The sequence below is a fragment of the Catenibacterium sp. AM22-6LB genome (assembly GCF_003435615.1).
Lineage (GTDB): Bacteria > Bacillota_I > Bacilli_A > Erysipelotrichales > Coprobacillaceae > Catenibacterium > Catenibacterium mitsuoka_A.
This window is the reverse complement of record NZ_QTUM01000005.1, coordinates 30,278-46,241: the sequence shown is the minus strand read 5'-3', so window position 1 is coordinate 46,241 and position 15,964 is coordinate 30,278. Positions and strand designations below refer to the sequence as shown.

The window sequence follows — 15,964 nt, the reverse complement described above, 5'->3', positions numbered from 1 at the left end:
AAATGCTTAATAAGAACATACGCAGGGTGAGTTATGAATTGTTATTGTTTTATGCAAATAAAACAATAAGGAGGTAACGTCAATGGCACGTTATACAGGCCCAATCTGGAAAAAGTCTAGAAGACTTGGTTTCTCAGTATTGGAAAACGGAAAAGAATTAAACAAGAGACCTTATGCTCCAGGTCAGCATGGTCAGAAGAGACACAAGAGCACTGAATATGGTCTTCAGTTAGCAGAAAAGCAGAAAGTAAGACATATGTACGGTATTAACGAAAAGCAGTTCCACAACACTTTCAACCGCGCTTCTAAGATGGAAGGTGTAACTGGTTCAAACTTCTTATTCTTACTTGAATCAAGATTAGACAACGTAGTTTATAGAATGGGATTTGCAACTACTCGTAGAGCAGCTAGACAGTTAGTAAACCATGGTCATATTTTATTAAACGGTATCAAGACTGATATCCCTTCATGTAAAGTAAATCCTGGTGACGTTATTACTGTTAAGGAAAGATCTCAGCAGTTAGATGTTATCAAGACAGCTTTAGAAGCTCAGACTCATGTTCCTGGCTTCGTTGAAGTAGATGCTGAAAAGAGAACTGGTAAGTTCACTAGACTTCCTGAAAGATCTGAATTAAATCAGGAAATCAACGAACAGCTAATCGTCGAATACTATAACAGACTTGGTTAATTCTATTAGCAGCCTTAGGGCTGCTTTTTTATTGGAGTAGATATGAATGCAACATTTAATTTAGTCATGGATATTATTGGCACGATTGCTTTCGCAATTTCTGGTGTTATGGTTGCAAGTAAGAAAAAGATGGATTTGTTTGGTATAAATATTCTTGCACTATGTACAGCAGTTGGTGGAGGGATGGTCAGAGACGTACTGATTGGTGTCACTCCCCCTGTTATGTTTAGAAATCCAATCTTTGTAATCATTGCATTAGTGACTGCCAACTTGACAATTTTAATATTATATTTTCATAAGAAAACAACTAGAAAGAGTATTGAATCTCTAACAACTCAATTATTATTTATCTTTGATACTTTAGGTCTTGCTGCATTCACAATGGATGGAGTGAATGCAGGTATGGCAGTTCATACAGGAATATTTCTTCCTGCCTTCCTTGGTGTGATGACAGGTGTAGGTGGAGGTATTATCCGTGATGTTCTCGCAAATGAATTACCGCAGGTATGTGTGAAACAGATCTATGCATCTGCTTCCATCGTTGGTTCCATCATTACATGTTTATTCATAAAGTATGGAGAAACAAATACTGCAGTTATATTAGGCTTTATTATAGTTGTACTTATTAGAGTACTTGCAGCCCATTATCGATGGGATTTACCAACAATTGAATACTATGAAGACAAACAAAAATAGGTTCTCGCGTGAGAACCTATTTTTTTGCATCATCATCAATACCTGACTGAATATTTGTACAGTCCATTAAAGAGTTAATAAGCTGTGCACGATTACGTTTAGTCATTGGGACCTTTTCACCTGTTGTAAGTTCTACATAATCATGACCAAATAAACGAATATATTCTCTATTAATCGTATAGCTTCTATGAATCTTAAAAAATTGTGTACCGAGTAACTCTTCCATCTTATTAAAAGAGACAGTACATGTAATTTCACCTTTACTTGTATATATAACTGTGTTGTGCTGGAATGCCATTACATAATGTATATCCTTTAAAGGAATTAAACATGTGTGTTTACTTTTATCATTTACTAAGATTGTTTTATCTGGTTCTATCAGTTTTTTAACCATATCCTTATAATACTGATATGTAGTAGAACCCATCTTATGAGGGAATACTTCTCCTTCTTCTAGTTTTCCTATGTAATCTGGTATATTCACATATACAATACGTCCTTCTCTTTCCTTATCAATAGACCAGACGAATGTACATCTTTGTTTTTCATGAACCATTTCTAATGATTTCATATCAGTCATAAGAAAAAAGCGTCCAACAATAATACATATGTTCTGCTGATTAAAAACACATTGTAAATCAATATGTGTCAATTCACTTTCTGAGCATCCATTCATGACTGAATATAAATAATTCACTAATTCATTTTTGCTAGAATAATATTGACTTGGATCAGCACCACAATAAAAAACATCATCATCTAGATAATGGCTTAATAAACTCATATCCTTATGCCAAAATGTTTGTAAAATTTCTGTACTTGTACCAATTAAATCATTTACCACTTTTTTTCTCATATATATCACCACTATTAATTTACCAAAAATAATATTATAAGTCTCATACTTATGTATAAAAAGTTTTTTTATTGCACGAAAAGTATTCTTTAGGCTTTAATTTATTTAAATAAGTAAACTATGCCAAATTATTTTCGGTTTTTAGTAAGTATTCTTATGACTTCACTTGTATTTTCTAATGTTTTATAATATTTGTTACTTATATAATACTCTATATCTTCAATTTAGTAAAGTAAAGCGTCTCTTGTCTCTCCATTTTTAATGGTTCCAATGTGTCCATCTGCTGTATATGCAATGACAGCCTGAATACAAGCCTGCTCTCTCACAAATGAAAGTGCCTCTTCACTTACATCTTTTTGAGCTTCATTTAAATACTCTACATTCGTTTCTCCACCGTCAAGACAAACAACCATACCATCTTCAATCTATTTTAGCCCTTCTTCTCTTCATTCATCTCCTATTCATTTAATTATCTTACACGAATAGACTATCGCTTAAGTTAATTTCATAAGCAAAAAAAAGAGGTGAAGAAAATATTATTCTCCACCTCTGTCGTATTCTATAAATCTATTTCCTTGATACATTAATATACCTTCTTCTCCTTCTTTTAGAGATATATAAGCATAATAATCTACAGGAAATCTCTTCATCTGTCCATCTTCTAACCCAAAACAAATATAGTACTTATGACCATTCATTTCTTTTGTAAGTACATTAGCTCTTATAGAATGAACAACTGAACGATTATTCTTTAACCACCATAAAATACTTTCACCAAACATATATTCCCCACCAAAAGACTAACAACTCACTGTTATTCATCTTCATCCACTGTATTAAATAAACTTTCTAAAAACACAAATAAACAATCCATTTCTATCACCTCAATGTTTACTAGTATAGTATTTAGATATGTAATTGTTATGGACTCTATGTGTTTTTTATATGTATTTTTTATCAAGAAAAGGACTTCAGATGAATGATAATCAAAGAGTTTTTTCTGCACCTTGTTTCTTAACTTAATATTCTTTTTCAAAAATCAGATCCATTACCTGTACATGTCCAGTTCCACGCTGTTTTACAGGAACATATCCAACATATCGCCAGCCTTGTGAAGCTCTTTTCTCAATAATAGACCGATAATCATCAATACAATATACAGTACCTGCACCTAGTCCATAACCACTTAGATGACAGCTTACAGTTTCATATGCATACTTGTACATAATTTGTTCTCCTTTCATGAACCTGATATTGTCGCAATAATTAGTTTTCTGTAACATTCTGTAAATCTTGGTAAAACCTTTCATAATCAAACTTGCCTTTTGTTTTGACTTTTTTTACTGCTCTTATAACAGTATTTCTAATAATAATAAGTTTTTCCTCATCTGTCGCATTATAATATTGGTCAAAGTCTATTCTAATATCAACGCTGGCACAACTTCCATTTCCAATAAATCTAACCTTTTCTTTCCACATTCCCTTTTGATATAAATCCTTTGGAGCACATTGAGGACATATACCAATTACTTTCAAAATCTCGCTATATTCCTTATCTTTGAAGTATTCATGACATTTTTTACAATAGTAGTATACACCTTCATTCACGCCATATTGCTAAGTAAAAATAAGCAGGCGAATTGATGTTTAATTCCAATTTTTATCACCTCTCATTTTGATTTACTTTCTTGTTCCATCTTCATAAAACATCTTTTTTAAAGCAAGTTCTGTTGGAATAATAGATACAATTAGAATAATACATTGCAATAGGACAAAGATAAGAGAAATCATACTATATGTATTGTCATTAATACGTAATAGTAATACAGAAACAAGAACTGAAAAAGCAAGCATAAATAACCCCATTTTATACCAAAGTCTTCCACAGTGCTCATTGGCAAATCTCCATGTATCCATATTTTTCATTGAACGCGTTGTTCTGTATCCTACCAAACCATTTATATTTTTAGGATAATGTTTCCACATGATTCTTCCTGTTACAATCACAACAACAGGAATCAACAAATTACATAAAAACAATACATACATAAGATATACCTCCTTTTGCATTTGTCTTATATCATCAATAGAAGCAGTTGTCGCAAAACTTACGACAACTGAACGATTCAATTCTTCTTTCAATGCATCCCTAATATGCTTACCTAGCGTCTTGACATGTCTCTCAAATAATTCAACCACACGATATCATTATTAACAGGCGCATTAAGTTTAATTTCTTTATCTGCTGTTTCAAACAAAATCTATTCGTTTTTCATAATAGATTTACCTTCTTGTTAATTAAGTTCTTTCTCCTTTACATCTTCTTATCTTTTATATAGATACAGAAAAAGAACTTTCCTATATAAGTATTATACCATTTCTTATCTACAATTACTTTTACAACTATATTATAATATTTATCTCATTATAAAAACAGGAGCACCCCCCGCCAGATATGGGCAGAGGACACTCTTTCTAGGCTTATTAGAAACACAATCCAAACAATAATCAACTATCATTTATAGAATCTTAATACCTGATATTGATAATAGTCATCCTTATCTAGATAACCAACAGAAATGCCTTTTCCATTATATGCTGTTTTACCACTACTCGATTTATCTTTTGCTTCTTTGAGTAATGTATCAATCTCAGTATCCGTTGCTTTATTATAATTTGCTTTAATAAGTTTTTTTTGTATATGTAAGTGCCTCATCATTATATTTACTTGTCTTATTAACGAAAATAAGCATATAGTCTACAATATCAGTTGCCTGATCTCCCGTATACTTTTCAGGTACAACGACTAAAGAAACACCTTCAAGAAGTCCATACCAGTACTGATTATTTTCTTTTGTCAAATAATCAGTTGAAGCAACGTTAAGTGAACTATGATCTACTACTTCAGTATTGAATTTTGCAACTAATACATCTACTGTTTCTTTTTCTATAAAGCCATACTTTTCATAGCTTTCCTGCAGATTTTTCTTTGCGTCTTCTACCTTAGACTTACCACATCCTGATAATCCGAAAGCCATCAAACAACATAATAGAATAGTGAGAACTCTCTTCATATGTATTCCTCCTCTCTATAAATATAAGAAAACATATGACTTCTATCCATGCTTATCATATTTATATTTACTATTACTCATTTTAGATGAGCTAAAAATCATCATATTGTCTTTAATAGTCTTGGATAAACATATCTCATCACTTCAAATTATCAACAAAAATCACTCAACGATTTTATTGATTATAATCCTATCTTGAGAAAGACCATATATTTCTAATCTGTTTAGAAAGAGTATCATAACTCCATAAACAATTGCTTCTTTTTATAGAGTTAGGATCATTCACAATAAACATCCCCTGCTTCATTCCTCTAATAACGATAAGATGTCCTGTAGTAGTAAAGTCTCCTGGTTTCATACTGCATATAAGAGGTCTACCATTCATGATTTCATTCTTCATAGAAGAATAAGAGAGGGGTATGTTTCTTCCATGAATACCATAATGTTTCATACCTTCAGTAAAGAAAGCCCAGGATGTTCCATCTTGATAATAGCCATGATTATATGCATATGATGCCACATCAAAAGGGGTAATGTTATTTCTTCCTGTTAATCCTGCAATAATCATTGCAGCACTTGTAGGACCACAGCCATTCATACCAATCACATTATGTCCGTACTTTCCATAACCCCATCTTTGATCATATTGAAGTAAGAGAGGATAACGTCCTTTTGTGACTGGACCTATTATATTTGTATAAACATGTCCTTTCTTACTTGGATAGTTGTAAACAAAATCAATGAGTTCTTCATTACGATAAAGTGCTTGAATCATTTTATCAGGATATTGATTCTTATTATTTAATATAGTACGTAGTTTAGGATTAAAACGCGCTTTTATTTCTAAACCAATATCTTCTCTCAGTCCACTTACACCTCCACTTATATTATAAGCTATATGACCTATAAGAATTGAGAATACACAAAGTAATACAATAATTATTTTTTTCATATGTTTTCATCTCCTTAAAAAAGCATCTTCATTACTTGTATTTTACCAATACAAATGAAGATGCTTCTTTAATACATTCTTATAGAATTCTTATGAACTTCTTAATTTTTTGGAAGAATAATGGTGAAGACTGTTTCTTCTTTATCACTTGATGCAAAGATAGAACCATGATGGAGTTCCACTATTTCCTTGGCAATAGCTAGACCCAAACCACTCCCACCTGTTCTTGAAGTACGTGCTGAATCTAAACGATAGAAGTTTTCAAATATACGATTTAGTTTTTCTTTAGGTATCTCTTTTCCTTTATTGATGACTTTAATAATGACATCATCATGCATACTATGAACATCAATATTAATATCAGTATGATCCTTACTATAGCTAATCGCATTCTTAATCACATTACTAAAGACTCTGCTGAGTTTATCGGCATCACCATATAATATGATATCTTCATCTTGATTAAGATGGATATTCTTTTCCTGTTCTACTAATACAGAATAGAAATCATCAATGATTTGTTCGAGCATCAGACGAATATCTAAATCTTCTTTTTCTAAAATAATCTTTTCTGAATTATAACGAGCCACTTCAAACAATTCATTAATGAGATCTTCTAAGCGATAAGATTTATCTAATGCAACATTAATATACTTCTCTCTTTGACTATCAGGCATATCTTTAATTTCATCTAATAAAGATAAGTAACCAATCATGGAAGTAAGTGGTGTTTTAATATCATGAGCTAAATAAACAATGAGTTCATCCTTCTTCTGTTCATTCTCTCTTGCAAGTCTCTCATTTTTTATTGATTCACTCTTTAATTCATTGAATCGTCTTTCTATATCATAAAGTTCTTCTGGTAATGTAATATAATCTATATTCTTATCTAACAATTCATGAGATGCATGAGTCAATGCATCCATATAATAGGATGTCTGTTTATAAAGATGATGAATCATAAACGCAAAAGAAATCACTATACAGATTAATAAAAACAACAGAAGCGAGAGTGGATTCTTCACAATATTATAAAAGAACGCTAGAAACGTATAAATATTAGAATCAAAATCATAGACCCATTGAAAATCAAAAAAAGCAGCTAGATAGACTGCCAATACAAAAACAACTAACAGCCCTACTGTATAAGCTATATATTGTAGTAGTGTACGTTTATAAATCTTCTTTAAGATCGTATTAGTTTCCATATCATCCATCCTTTATTTTTCAATCTTATAGCCTACTCCATAAACTTTCTTTATATATTTAGGATTTCTTCCACCATCATGCATCTTTTCACGTAAGTGTCTAATATGCACCATAATTGTATTATTATCTCTCTTATAATAATCTTCTCCCCAGACCTTTAAAAACAAGTCATCACTCTTTACAACATTTCCTTTATGAAGACATAATTCCCATAATATCGCAAATTCTGTTTTAGTCAGTTCTATCTTCTTTTCATTAAAATAGAATTCTCTTGTATCATTATTAATACGTATTCCTCTAAAATCTATTTCATTCTTTTCTTCTTTTTCATTATAATTCTTATAACGTCTTAGCTGTGCTTTGACTCGCGCAACAAGTTCTAATGGCTGGAATGGTTTTGTGACATAATCATCTGCACCAATACTTAAACCATTGATTTTATCAATATCCTCTACCTTTGCGGTCACAAAAATAATAGGAAACTTATACTTTCTTCTTAATGTATTGCATAAAGAAAAACCATCCATATCAGGCATCATTACATCTAAGATAGCCAAATCTATCTTTAAATCATCAATATCTCTTAATACATCCTGACTAGAATAGTACTTATATACAGTAAAATTTTCATTTTCTAAATAGATTTGTATTAAATCTGTAATCTCTTTTTCATCATCTACAACTAATATATTCATAAATATCCCCTCTTATGTATCATTATATCATTTACATTCCTATCAATTATTAATACTTTCTTAATTATTGAAAATTCCCTCTAGAGTTAGTTATAAATAATATGATATGATAGTCGCATTGTGTGGAGGGAAATAAAGATGAAGAACATGACTAAAGGGAAACCATTAAAGCTTATATTCTTATTCGCATTACCACTTATGTTAGGTAATATCCTACAACAATTATATACAATGGTAGACACAATGATTGTAGGACAGTTCTTAGGTGTTAATGCCTTGGCGAGTCTAGGTGCTGCAGACTGGATCAACTGGGCTATTTTAGGAATAGTAATGGGCTTTACACAGGGATTCTCTATTCGTATCTCACGTACTTTTGGCGCTGAAGATTATGGGAATATGAAAAGATCTATGCATATGATTTTCTTCTTATGTGCTTTCTTTTCTATCCTTACAACAGCTGTTGCAGAATTATCTATCGTTCCATTATTAACTCTATTAAATACACCATCTAACGTTATTCAAGGTTCTATTACGTATTTAAGAATCATGTCCGGTGGTTTGACTATCACAATGTTTTATAACTGTTTTTCTAGTATATTACGTTCTTTAGGTGATAGCCGTACACCATTACTCGCAATGATTGGAGGAGCAATCACAAATATCTGTTTAGATTTATTATTTGTAGTGGTATTTAAATGGGGTATTGCAGGTGCTGCAATTGCGACATTATTAGCACAGTTCTTAACTGCAATATTCTGTCTCTATATGTTAAAGAAGGAATTACCATTCAAGTTAGAACTCACAAAATTTAAGTTTGAAAAGAAGATTATCAAGAACTTATTACAGTTAGGTTCTCCTCTTGCCTTCCAGAACCTCATTATTTCTATTGGTGGTATTATGGTACAGTCAGTAGTCAATCGTTTTGGATTCTTATTTATTGCAGGATTTACTGCCACAAATAAGCTCTACGGTTTATTAGAAGTAGCCGCTATTTCATTTGGTTATGCCATTACAACATTCAATAGCCAGAACCTAGGTGCTAAGCAGTATGAACGTATTAAAAAAGGTGTGGCACAGGCAGCCTTCTTATCATTCTGTACTTCAGTGATTATTGGTGCCTCAATGGTTTTATTTGGTAAGCATATCTTATTACTCTTTATTTCAGGTACACCTGATCAGATTAATAAGGTACTTACTATTTCTTATAAGTATCTCTTCATTATGGCAGTATGTCTACCAATTCTCTATATGCTGCATTCATATAGAAGTGCACTGCAGGGAATGGAAAATACATTTATACCAATGGTGTCAGGCATTGTGGAACTCGTTATTCGTGTAGGTGTTGCCCTCATCTTCCCTATATTCTTAGGACAAAATGGTATTTATCTTGCAGAAGTACTCGCATGGACAGGTGCAGCAGTACTGCTTTATATATCATATAAAATAAAAATACATGCATTATTAAAAGATGCTGTAATGGGTAATTAACTCATTATGGTTTCAGATAGTGTAAAAGGCGGACAGAAAAATCCGCCTTTTATGATACATTAATTCTACCATAGAAGCATACCTTTAAAGTTTATCTTTAATATTTTCAAGCTGATGAAATACACCTAAAATATTTACTTCATCATCTTTAATATCATAAACAACACTGTAATTCATTTGAGGAACAATTGCATTTCTGTAATGCTTTTCAGCTAAATATTGATCAATACATGGTGGGTATTGATATGGATTTTCAATAAGATTATCATAAATCATATCAATGCCATCTAACAGATGTCTAGCAGCTTGTTTATTTTTTAAACAATAAATCAAGTAATAAACAAGACGATCCAACAGTTCATCTGCATTTTTAGTAATATTTAGCCTATAACTCATATTTTGCCCTCATGTTTTCAAGTGATTTCTTGGCATCTTTTACTTGATCATTCTTCACTTGTTCTTCAGAAATTTCAATATTTCTGTATATATCTATTTTTTTCATTGCTTCTTCATATGCCTCCATACTCATAATCACCATATCTCCATAACCATTTTTGGTAATAAATATAGGATCGTTTGTATTATGACACATCTCAGAAATTTCCGAAGTTTTCTTTAAATCTTTAATTGGAATGATTTGTGGCATCTTTAACACCTCCTTATTATGAGATAATTATACCATAATTATAACCTATTGCCAAAAATGAATTTCCTCTTTCTAATTTATTAAGTGTCCTTCACCTATAAAGAGAACTAAACGCTTTTTAATTCATCCCCTAATCATTAAGTAGCTAAAAAGTATCTCTACTATTTAATACTCAATCATTAGAAAAAATACTTATAGATTCTAACATTTCCTACAAAAAGAAAGACACCTCAAAAATGAGATGTCATTGTTTCGTTTAAAGTTTTAATCCTACTTCTAATCCTTCTTTTGTAGCTGGAATAGCACTACCTGCCTTCACAGCCCCACCAATCACATATACTTCTTTACAGTTATTACGAGCCATTTCTTCTAATGGGTTATATGATTTATATCCAAATGCAGAAACAACCATTTCTGCTGGTAATGATACTAATTGACCTTCTTGATTTTCACCGATTACTGCATCTTTTGTGATTTCTTTTACTTTAAAATTAGTTTTTACATTAACACCTGATTCTCTCATCATCTTTAATAAATATTCTCTTGAAATAGGCATCATATCATTTAGAATATCACTTTGCATTTCTACAATAGTTACCTGATGATTTTTTTCCTGTAAATAGTGTGCTGTTTCTGAACCAACTTCTCCACCACCACATACTACAATAGGTCCATTAGGATAATCATACTTACCTAATAACATATCTTCTGCAAAATGTACATGTTCCTGATCAATACCTTTAATAGGAGGCATAAATGGTTTTGCACCAGTCGCTAAAACAATCGCATCAGGACGTACTTTCTGAATTAATTCTTCAGTGACTTCTGTTCCTAAATGAACAGGTACATTTAGTGCTTCTAAATTAGCTCTGATTGATGATGTAAATGTAGATAATTCACCTTTTCCAATTGGATAAGCAGCGCTTTCAAATTGACCACCTAATGATTTTTTAGATTCATAGAGTGAAACATTGTGTCCTCTAATAGCTGCAGTTCTTGCTGCCATTAATCCAGCTGGTCCACCACCTACAACCATAACATTTTTAGGTTCTTTTACAGGTGTTAAATCACATTCATATTCTCTACCTACTCTAGGATTAACTAAACATGTCACACCTTTTCCATCAAATAGAGCCCACTCACATCCCTGTAAACATCCAATACAGTAATTAATCTGATCCATTTTTCCTTCTTTTGCTTTTTTAGGAAGCATAGGATCAGCCAAAGAGCCTCTTGCCATACCGACAAAATCACATTTATCCATATCTAATAAAATATCAGCCATACCAGGTTCATTAATTCTATTTGCTAGAATAACTGGAATATCTACAATCTTTTTAATATTATATGATCTTTCCATATTTAATGCATGATCCGTGAACATCGGCGCAATAATCTGCTTTTCAGCAGGTGCTGCATAAACACCATTAGATACATGAATTGCATCAAATCCAATTCTTTCCAAATGTTTCACTAATTGATAAGTCTCTGCTTCTGTACGTCCACCCTGTACAAACTCACGAGATGAAACACGTACTTGAATTGGAAAATCTCCTACTTTTTCTCTCATTGCAACAAGAATCTCATCCACAATTCTTACACGGTTATCAAAACATCCTCCATATTCATCTGTGCGCTTATTGACATATGGGCTTAGGAATTCAGCCAAAAGATATCCATGAGCACAATGGAGTTCAATACCATCAAACCCTGATCCTTTACATCTTCTTGCTGCTTCCGCAAATTCATTCACTAAAGTATGAATCTCTTCAACAGTCATTTCTCTTGCAAGATCCATACAAATTGGGTCTTTAGTAGCTGAAGGTGCAATAGGCTGTACACCACCATTCACAAAATGAGAACTCTGTCTTCCAGGGTGGTACATCTGACAAAAAATAGTTGAGCCATATGAATGAACCATTTTTGTAAGTTCTTTATTTAATTCAATATGCTCATCCTTATAAAATCCTGGGATATATTGGTATCCCTTTCCATGCGGAGTAACACTGTAGTCTTCAGTGATAATCATACCCCATCCACCTTTGGCCTTCTCCTCGATGTATTTCATATAACGTTCTGTTAGAAATCCATCTTCAGTACAATAATTTGTAACCATTGCTGGTACGACTAGTCGGTTAGGAACCTCACAATTTCCTACCTTATAAGGTGTAAATAATTTTGAATACATAATTTCAGTCTCCTTTATCTTCTATCTTTATTCTAATGGGTGTAATTATTTCAAGGTCAAGATTTATTTTTCACAAGTATTCAAGAGATGTATTGTGATATTATTCTCGAAAAGCATAAAAAAACCTTGAAAGCCCTTCAAGGTTTTATAGGAATTTGAATTTCCATTATTCTTTGATATTTATTATTTTGATAACCTCTGCAGATAATAATACCACGTATTTTATCAACAATAGTCATTTGGTGTTCCTCGATATATTTTAATATTGGTTCTAATAGTTTTCTATTAAAGCAGCCTACCTCTGACATATCAATCATTGTACAAATACATAATTGGCTTTTTTGCTTGATTGCATCAGACATTTCTATATTAAGTGTTTCTTTGTAATTAGTATTAATTGCATAAACCCAGTTTTCATCCTCTTCATTAAAAATAACCATGCTTTCAAAAAAAGTAAAATTCTGTCCAGCAAACATTATATTTCTATTTTCTTTTGTTAATTCTATCTCACCATAACAATCATCTTTTCCTTTGCATAAAAATACATACTCATGTTCATCTACATTTTTAAACCAATAATGATTAATGTTTAATTGACTCGTTTTAGCTCTATCAGCCATTTCTTTTATACGATCCTTCAAAACCAGTTTAAATGTAATTTCTTTTTCTAGTTTCTTATGATAGTTTGATAAACAATCTGAATAACTTTGCATGTAATTATTATTCAATAGCTGATTTATTTCAGTAGTAGTAAGCCCTAATGCCTGATATCTAATCATTTCCATCAAAAAGAATATATCCATTGTAGAATAAGAACGATAATTATTATTTTCTTTACGAGCAGGCTTCAATGCTCCCTGTTTTTCATAATATCGTATCATTTCTTTTGATACATTCAGTATTTTTGAAACATCCCCTATACTATAAAACATTAATGATACCTCCATCTTCCTAATTATAGTGTATCACTTATTTCACATTATTGGTTCTTTGTAATAAAAAAAGACATCTCCTCAGAGATGCCTTAATGAATTATTTCACTACAATATTTACAATCTTGTTAGGAACATAAATGATTTTCTTAATTTCTTTACCATCAGTATGTGCCTTAACATTTTCAAGTTCTAATGCCTGCTGTTTAACAGATTCAGCTTCCTGATCCTTATTAATAGATAAACGTCCACGTACTTTACCATTTACCTGTACTGCAATTTCAATTGTAGATACAACAAGCTTGTCTTCTTCATATGTTGGCCATGCTTCATAAGCAATTGTTCCTTCATGACCAAGTTTTTCCCACATTTCTTCACAGATATGAGGCGCAATACATGAAAGCATCTTAACGATACCTTCTGCATATGGCTTATAAACTGCTTTAGCCTTATATGCTTCATTGATGAAGATCATCATCTGTGAGATAGCTGTATTAAAGCCAAGGTTTTCATAGTCTTCAGTCACTTTCTTAACTGTTGAGTGATATACGAAGTCTAATGAACCATCATTTGTATCAGTTAACTTATCAGATTCTACAAATAATCTATAAACACGTTCTAGCCATTTCTTTGAACCTTCTACACCTGTTTCACTCCAAGGTTTAGATGCTTCAAGAGGACCCATAAACATTTCATATAAACGTAATGTATCTGCACCATATGCTTCTACAATATCATCTGGATTAATAACATTACCCTTTGACTTAGACATCTTCACACCATTTGGACCAAGAATCATACCCTGATGGTATAGCTTCTTGAATGGTTCTTTAACTGGTACGATACCCTTGTCATATAAATAGTTATTCCACATACGTGAATATAATAAGTGTCCTACTGCATGTTCAGGTCCACCAACATATAAGTCAACTGGCATCCAATGCTTTAATAATTCTGGATCTGCAATAGCATTATCGTTATGTGGATCAATATATCTTAAGAAGTACCAAGAAGATCCTGCAGAACCAGGCATTGTACTTGTTTCTCTCTTACCCTTCTTACCATCTACTTCTACATTAACCCAGTCAACAGCCTTATCTAATGGAGAAGAACCAGTCTTTGATGGACTATAATCTTCAAGTTCAGGTAGGATAAGTGGTAACTGATCATCACTCAAAGCAACAGATGTTCCATCATCAAAGTTAATGATTGGAATTGGTTCACCCCAATATCTCTGTCTTGCAAAGATCCATTCTCTTAAACGATAGTTAACATGCTTAGAACCGCAATGATGTTCTTCTAACCAGTCTAACATCTTATCGATTGCTTCCTGCTTATCTAAACCATTTAAGAAGTCAGAGTTGATATGTACACCATCCTGTGTCCATGCTTCCTTAGTAACATCTCCACCTTCTAATACTGGAATAATATCGATACCAAACTTCTTTGCGAAAGCATAGTCACGATCATCATGTGCAGGAACAGCCATAATAGCACCTGTTCCATAACCAGCTAATACATAGTCAGAAATCCAGATTGGAATCTTCTTACCATTTACTGGGTTGATTGCATAAGCACCAATGAAGACACCTGTCTTTTCTTTATTTAATTCAGTTCTTTCAAGTTCTGACTTAGTTGCACATACATCTAAGTAAGCTTTTACTTCATCCTTCTTATCAGGAGTCGTAATCTTTTCTACTAATTCATGTTCTGGTGCTAATACACAATAAGTAGCTCCAAATAATGTATCACAACGTGTTGTGAATACTGTGAATTTATCATCATAACCATCTACCTTAAAATCAACATGAGCACCGATTGATTTACCAATCCAGTTTCTCTGAATTTCTTTAGTAGATTCTGGCCAATCAACTTCTTCTAAGCCTGCAAGTAATCTTTCAGCATATTTAGGAATATCAATAACCCACTGTTTCATATTCTTACGAATAACAGGGAATCCACCACGTTCACTCTTACCATCGATGATTTCATCGTTCGCAAGTACTGTACCTAATTCTTCACACCAGTTAACAGGAATATCTACATATCTAGCTAAACCATCTTCATATAGCTGTTTGAAAATCCACTGAGTCCATTTATAGAAGCTAGGATCACAAGTAGATACCTGCTTATCCCAGTCAAATGAGAAACCTAACATCTTTAACTGTTTAGTGAAAGTCTGAATATTCTTTAATGTAAATCCTTCAGGGTGGTTACCTGTCTTGATTGCATACTGTTCAGCAGGTAAACCAAATGAGTCAAATCCCATTGGGTGTAATACGTTATATCCCTGCATTCTCTTCATTCTTGACATGATGTCAGTTGCTGTATATCCTTCTGGATGTCCAACATGAAGACCTTGTCCTGATGGATAAGGGAACATGTCTAAGGCATAGTATTTAGGCTTTGAGAAATCATAAACATCTGTTTCGAATGTCTTATTCTCTTCCCAGTATTTCTGCCATTTCTTTTCTGCTATCTTATGATCATAAGCCATAATTTTGTCTCCTCCACTTTTAAAATAAAAAAAGTCCTCATGT

19 protein-coding genes and 1 other annotated feature (1 of these 20 only partly in view) are annotated in these 15,964 nt (G+C 32.3%); of the genes, 3 read left to right on the top strand and 16 right to left on the bottom strand.

What is annotated here, in order from left to right; genetic code table 11:
- Positions 1 to 82: 82 nt before the first annotated feature.
- Both rpsD and DW269_RS02460 read left to right on the top strand, forming a co-directional pair.
- Positions 83 to 688 (top strand): 30S ribosomal protein S4, encoded by a 606-nt coding sequence (gene rpsD / locus DW269_RS02465; RefSeq protein ID WP_117458405.1) that lies wholly within the window; start codon positions 83 to 85, stop codon positions 686 to 688.
- 42 nt (positions 689 to 730) lie between these two features.
- Positions 731 to 1,384, top strand: coding sequence for a trimeric intracellular cation channel family protein (locus DW269_RS02460; protein ID WP_022425394.1), 654 nt, complete (start codon positions 731 to 733; stop codon positions 1,382 to 1,384).
- A gap of 16 nt (positions 1,385 to 1,400) precedes the next feature.
- On the opposite strand, the gene DW269_RS02455 is transcribed toward DW269_RS02460, so the two are convergent.
- The 11 genes from DW269_RS02455 to DW269_RS02405 all read right to left on the bottom strand — a co-directional run bounded on the left by DW269_RS02455 (position 1,401) and on the right by DW269_RS02405 (position 8,170).
- On the bottom strand, positions 1,401 to 2,240 hold the full coding sequence (locus tag DW269_RS02455) for a LytTR family DNA-binding domain-containing protein (protein WP_117458404.1): 840 nt from the start codon (positions 2,238 to 2,240) through the stop codon (positions 1,401 to 1,403).
- Positions 2,241 to 2,464: 224 nt separating this feature from the next.
- The gene (locus tag DW269_RS02450; protein WP_117458403.1) at positions 2,465 to 2,653 is read right to left on the bottom strand and encodes a hypothetical protein; all 189 of its coding nucleotides are present in this window, start codon (positions 2,651 to 2,653) and stop codon (positions 2,465 to 2,467) included.
- A 123-nt stretch (positions 2,654 to 2,776) separates the two neighbouring features.
- Positions 2,777 to 3,022, bottom strand: coding sequence for a DUF2500 family protein (locus DW269_RS02445; RefSeq protein ID WP_117458402.1), 246 nt, complete (start codon positions 3,020 to 3,022; stop codon positions 2,777 to 2,779).
- A gap of 237 nt (positions 3,023 to 3,259) precedes the next feature.
- Positions 3,260 to 3,466 (bottom strand): DUF4177 domain-containing protein, encoded by a 207-nt coding sequence (locus DW269_RS02440; protein ID WP_158546288.1) that lies wholly within the window; start codon positions 3,464 to 3,466, stop codon positions 3,260 to 3,262.
- Between the two features lie 40 nt (positions 3,467 to 3,506).
- Positions 3,507 to 3,848, bottom strand: a complete 342-nt coding sequence (locus DW269_RS02435; RefSeq protein WP_199409868.1) for a hypothetical protein — start codon at positions 3,846 to 3,848, stop codon at positions 3,507 to 3,509.
- A gap of 72 nt (positions 3,849 to 3,920) precedes the next feature.
- Positions 3,921 to 4,439, bottom strand: a complete 519-nt coding sequence (locus tag DW269_RS02430; protein ID WP_117458400.1) for an SdpI family protein — start codon at positions 4,437 to 4,439, stop codon at positions 3,921 to 3,923.
- A 316-nt stretch (positions 4,440 to 4,755) separates the two neighbouring features.
- Complete coding sequence (locus tag DW269_RS02425) at positions 4,756 to 4,956, bottom strand: hypothetical protein (RefSeq protein WP_117458399.1); 201 nt, start codon at positions 4,954 to 4,956, stop codon at positions 4,756 to 4,758.
- Positions 4,922 to 5,314: a hypothetical protein gene (locus DW269_RS02420; protein WP_117458398.1), complete on the bottom strand. Its 393-nt coding sequence runs from the start codon at positions 5,312 to 5,314 to the stop codon at positions 4,922 to 4,924. The genes DW269_RS02425 and DW269_RS02420 overlap by 35 nt, the downstream gene beginning before the upstream one ends.
- 190 nt (positions 5,315 to 5,504) lie before the next feature.
- On the bottom strand, positions 5,505 to 6,266 hold the full coding sequence (locus DW269_RS02415) for a C39 family peptidase (protein WP_117458397.1): 762 nt from the start codon (positions 6,264 to 6,266) through the stop codon (positions 5,505 to 5,507).
- A 101-nt stretch (positions 6,267 to 6,367) separates the two neighbouring features.
- On the bottom strand, positions 6,368 to 7,474 hold the full coding sequence (locus tag DW269_RS02410) for a cell wall metabolism sensor histidine kinase WalK (RefSeq protein WP_158546287.1): 1,107 nt from the start codon (positions 7,472 to 7,474) through the stop codon (positions 6,368 to 6,370).
- A 12-nt stretch (positions 7,475 to 7,486) separates the two neighbouring features.
- Positions 7,487 to 8,170: a response regulator transcription factor gene (locus DW269_RS02405; protein ID WP_230310071.1), complete on the bottom strand. Its 684-nt coding sequence runs from the start codon at positions 8,168 to 8,170 to the stop codon at positions 7,487 to 7,489.
- 138 nt (positions 8,171 to 8,308) lie between these two features.
- Between DW269_RS02405 and DW269_RS02400 the strand changes: the two genes are divergently transcribed.
- Complete coding sequence (locus DW269_RS02400) at positions 8,309 to 9,658, top strand: MATE family efflux transporter (RefSeq protein WP_117458394.1); 1,350 nt, start codon at positions 8,309 to 8,311, stop codon at positions 9,656 to 9,658.
- Positions 9,659 to 9,742: 84 nt separating this feature from the next.
- On the opposite strand, the gene DW269_RS02395 is transcribed toward DW269_RS02400, so the two are convergent.
- The 5 genes from DW269_RS02395 to leuS form a co-directional block, all read right to left on the bottom strand.
- Positions 9,743 to 10,054, bottom strand: coding sequence for a type II toxin-antitoxin system RelE/ParE family toxin (locus DW269_RS02395; RefSeq protein ID WP_117458393.1), 312 nt, complete (start codon positions 10,052 to 10,054; stop codon positions 9,743 to 9,745).
- Positions 10,044 to 10,304, bottom strand: coding sequence for a type II toxin-antitoxin system prevent-host-death family antitoxin (locus tag DW269_RS02390; protein ID WP_117458392.1), 261 nt, complete (start codon positions 10,302 to 10,304; stop codon positions 10,044 to 10,046). Before DW269_RS02390 ends, DW269_RS02395 begins: the two co-directional genes overlap by 11 nt.
- Before the next feature lie 256 nt (positions 10,305 to 10,560).
- Positions 10,561 to 12,492, bottom strand: a complete 1,932-nt coding sequence (locus DW269_RS02385; protein ID WP_233502400.1) for an FAD-dependent oxidoreductase — start codon at positions 12,490 to 12,492, stop codon at positions 10,561 to 10,563.
- A 137-nt stretch (positions 12,493 to 12,629) separates the two neighbouring features.
- Positions 12,630 to 13,424 (bottom strand): MerR family transcriptional regulator, encoded by a 795-nt coding sequence (locus DW269_RS02380; RefSeq protein WP_158546286.1) that lies wholly within the window; start codon positions 13,422 to 13,424, stop codon positions 12,630 to 12,632.
- Between the two features lie 100 nt (positions 13,425 to 13,524).
- The gene (gene leuS, locus DW269_RS02375) at positions 13,525 to 15,921 is read right to left on the bottom strand and encodes a leucine--tRNA ligase (protein ID WP_117458389.1); all 2,397 of its coding nucleotides are present in this window, start codon (positions 15,919 to 15,921) and stop codon (positions 13,525 to 13,527) included.
- Positions 15,922 to 15,963: 42 nt separating this feature from the next.
- Position 15,964, bottom strand: a binding site (T-box leader); it runs 199 nt beyond the window's last position.

What these genes read in the sequence shown, in the direction of transcription:
- rpsD (WP_117458405.1), top strand. Translation starts at nt 83, where the DNA reads ATGGCACGTTATACAGGCCCAATCTGGAAAAAGTCTAGAAGACTTGGT.
- DW269_RS02460 (WP_022425394.1), top strand. Translation starts at nt 731, where the DNA reads ATGAATGCAACATTTAATTTAGTCATGGATATTATTGGCACGATTGCT.
- DW269_RS02455 (WP_117458404.1), bottom strand. Translation starts at nt 2,240, where the DNA reads ATGAGAAAAAAAGTGGTAAATGATTTAATTGGTACAAGTACAGAAATT.
- DW269_RS02450 (WP_117458403.1), bottom strand. Translation starts at nt 2,653, where the DNA reads ATGGTTGTTTGTCTTGACGGTGGAGAAACGAATGTAGAGTATTTAAAT.
- DW269_RS02445 (WP_117458402.1), bottom strand. Translation starts at nt 3,022, where the DNA reads ATGTTTGGTGAAAGTATTTTATGGTGGTTAAAGAATAATCGTTCAGTT.
- DW269_RS02440 (WP_158546288.1), bottom strand. Translation starts at nt 3,466, where the DNA reads ATGTACAAGTATGCATATGAAACTGTAAGCTGTCATCTAAGTGGTTAT.
- DW269_RS02425 (WP_117458399.1), bottom strand. Translation starts at nt 4,956, where the DNA reads ATGAGGCACTTACATATACAAAAAAAACTTATTAAAGCAAATTATAAT.
- DW269_RS02420 (WP_117458398.1), bottom strand. Translation starts at nt 5,314, where the DNA reads ATGAAGAGAGTTCTCACTATTCTATTATGTTGTTTGATGGCTTTCGGA.
- DW269_RS02415 (WP_117458397.1), bottom strand. Translation starts at nt 6,266, where the DNA reads ATGAAAAAAATAATTATTGTATTACTTTGTGTATTCTCAATTCTTATA.
- DW269_RS02410 (WP_158546287.1), bottom strand. Translation starts at nt 7,474, where the DNA reads ATGGAAACTAATACGATCTTAAAGAAGATTTATAAACGTACACTACTA.
- DW269_RS02405 (WP_230310071.1), bottom strand. Translation starts at nt 8,170, where the DNA reads ATGAATATATTAGTTGTAGATGATGAAAAAGAGATTACAGATTTAATA.
- DW269_RS02400 (WP_117458394.1), top strand. Translation starts at nt 8,309, where the DNA reads ATGAAGAACATGACTAAAGGGAAACCATTAAAGCTTATATTCTTATTC.
- DW269_RS02395 (WP_117458393.1), bottom strand. Translation starts at nt 10,054, where the DNA reads ATGAGTTATAGGCTAAATATTACTAAAAATGCAGATGAACTGTTGGAT.
- DW269_RS02390 (WP_117458392.1), bottom strand. Translation starts at nt 10,304, where the DNA reads ATGCCACAAATCATTCCAATTAAAGATTTAAAGAAAACTTCGGAAATT.
- DW269_RS02385 (WP_233502400.1), bottom strand. Translation starts at nt 12,492, where the DNA reads ATGTATTCAAAATTATTTACACCTTATAAGGTAGGAAATTGTGAGGTT.
- DW269_RS02380 (WP_158546286.1), bottom strand. Translation starts at nt 13,424, where the DNA reads ATGTTTTATAGTATAGGGGATGTTTCAAAAATACTGAATGTATCAAAA.
- leuS (WP_117458389.1), bottom strand. Translation starts at nt 15,921, where the DNA reads ATGGCTTATGATCATAAGATAGCAGAAAAGAAATGGCAGAAATACTGG.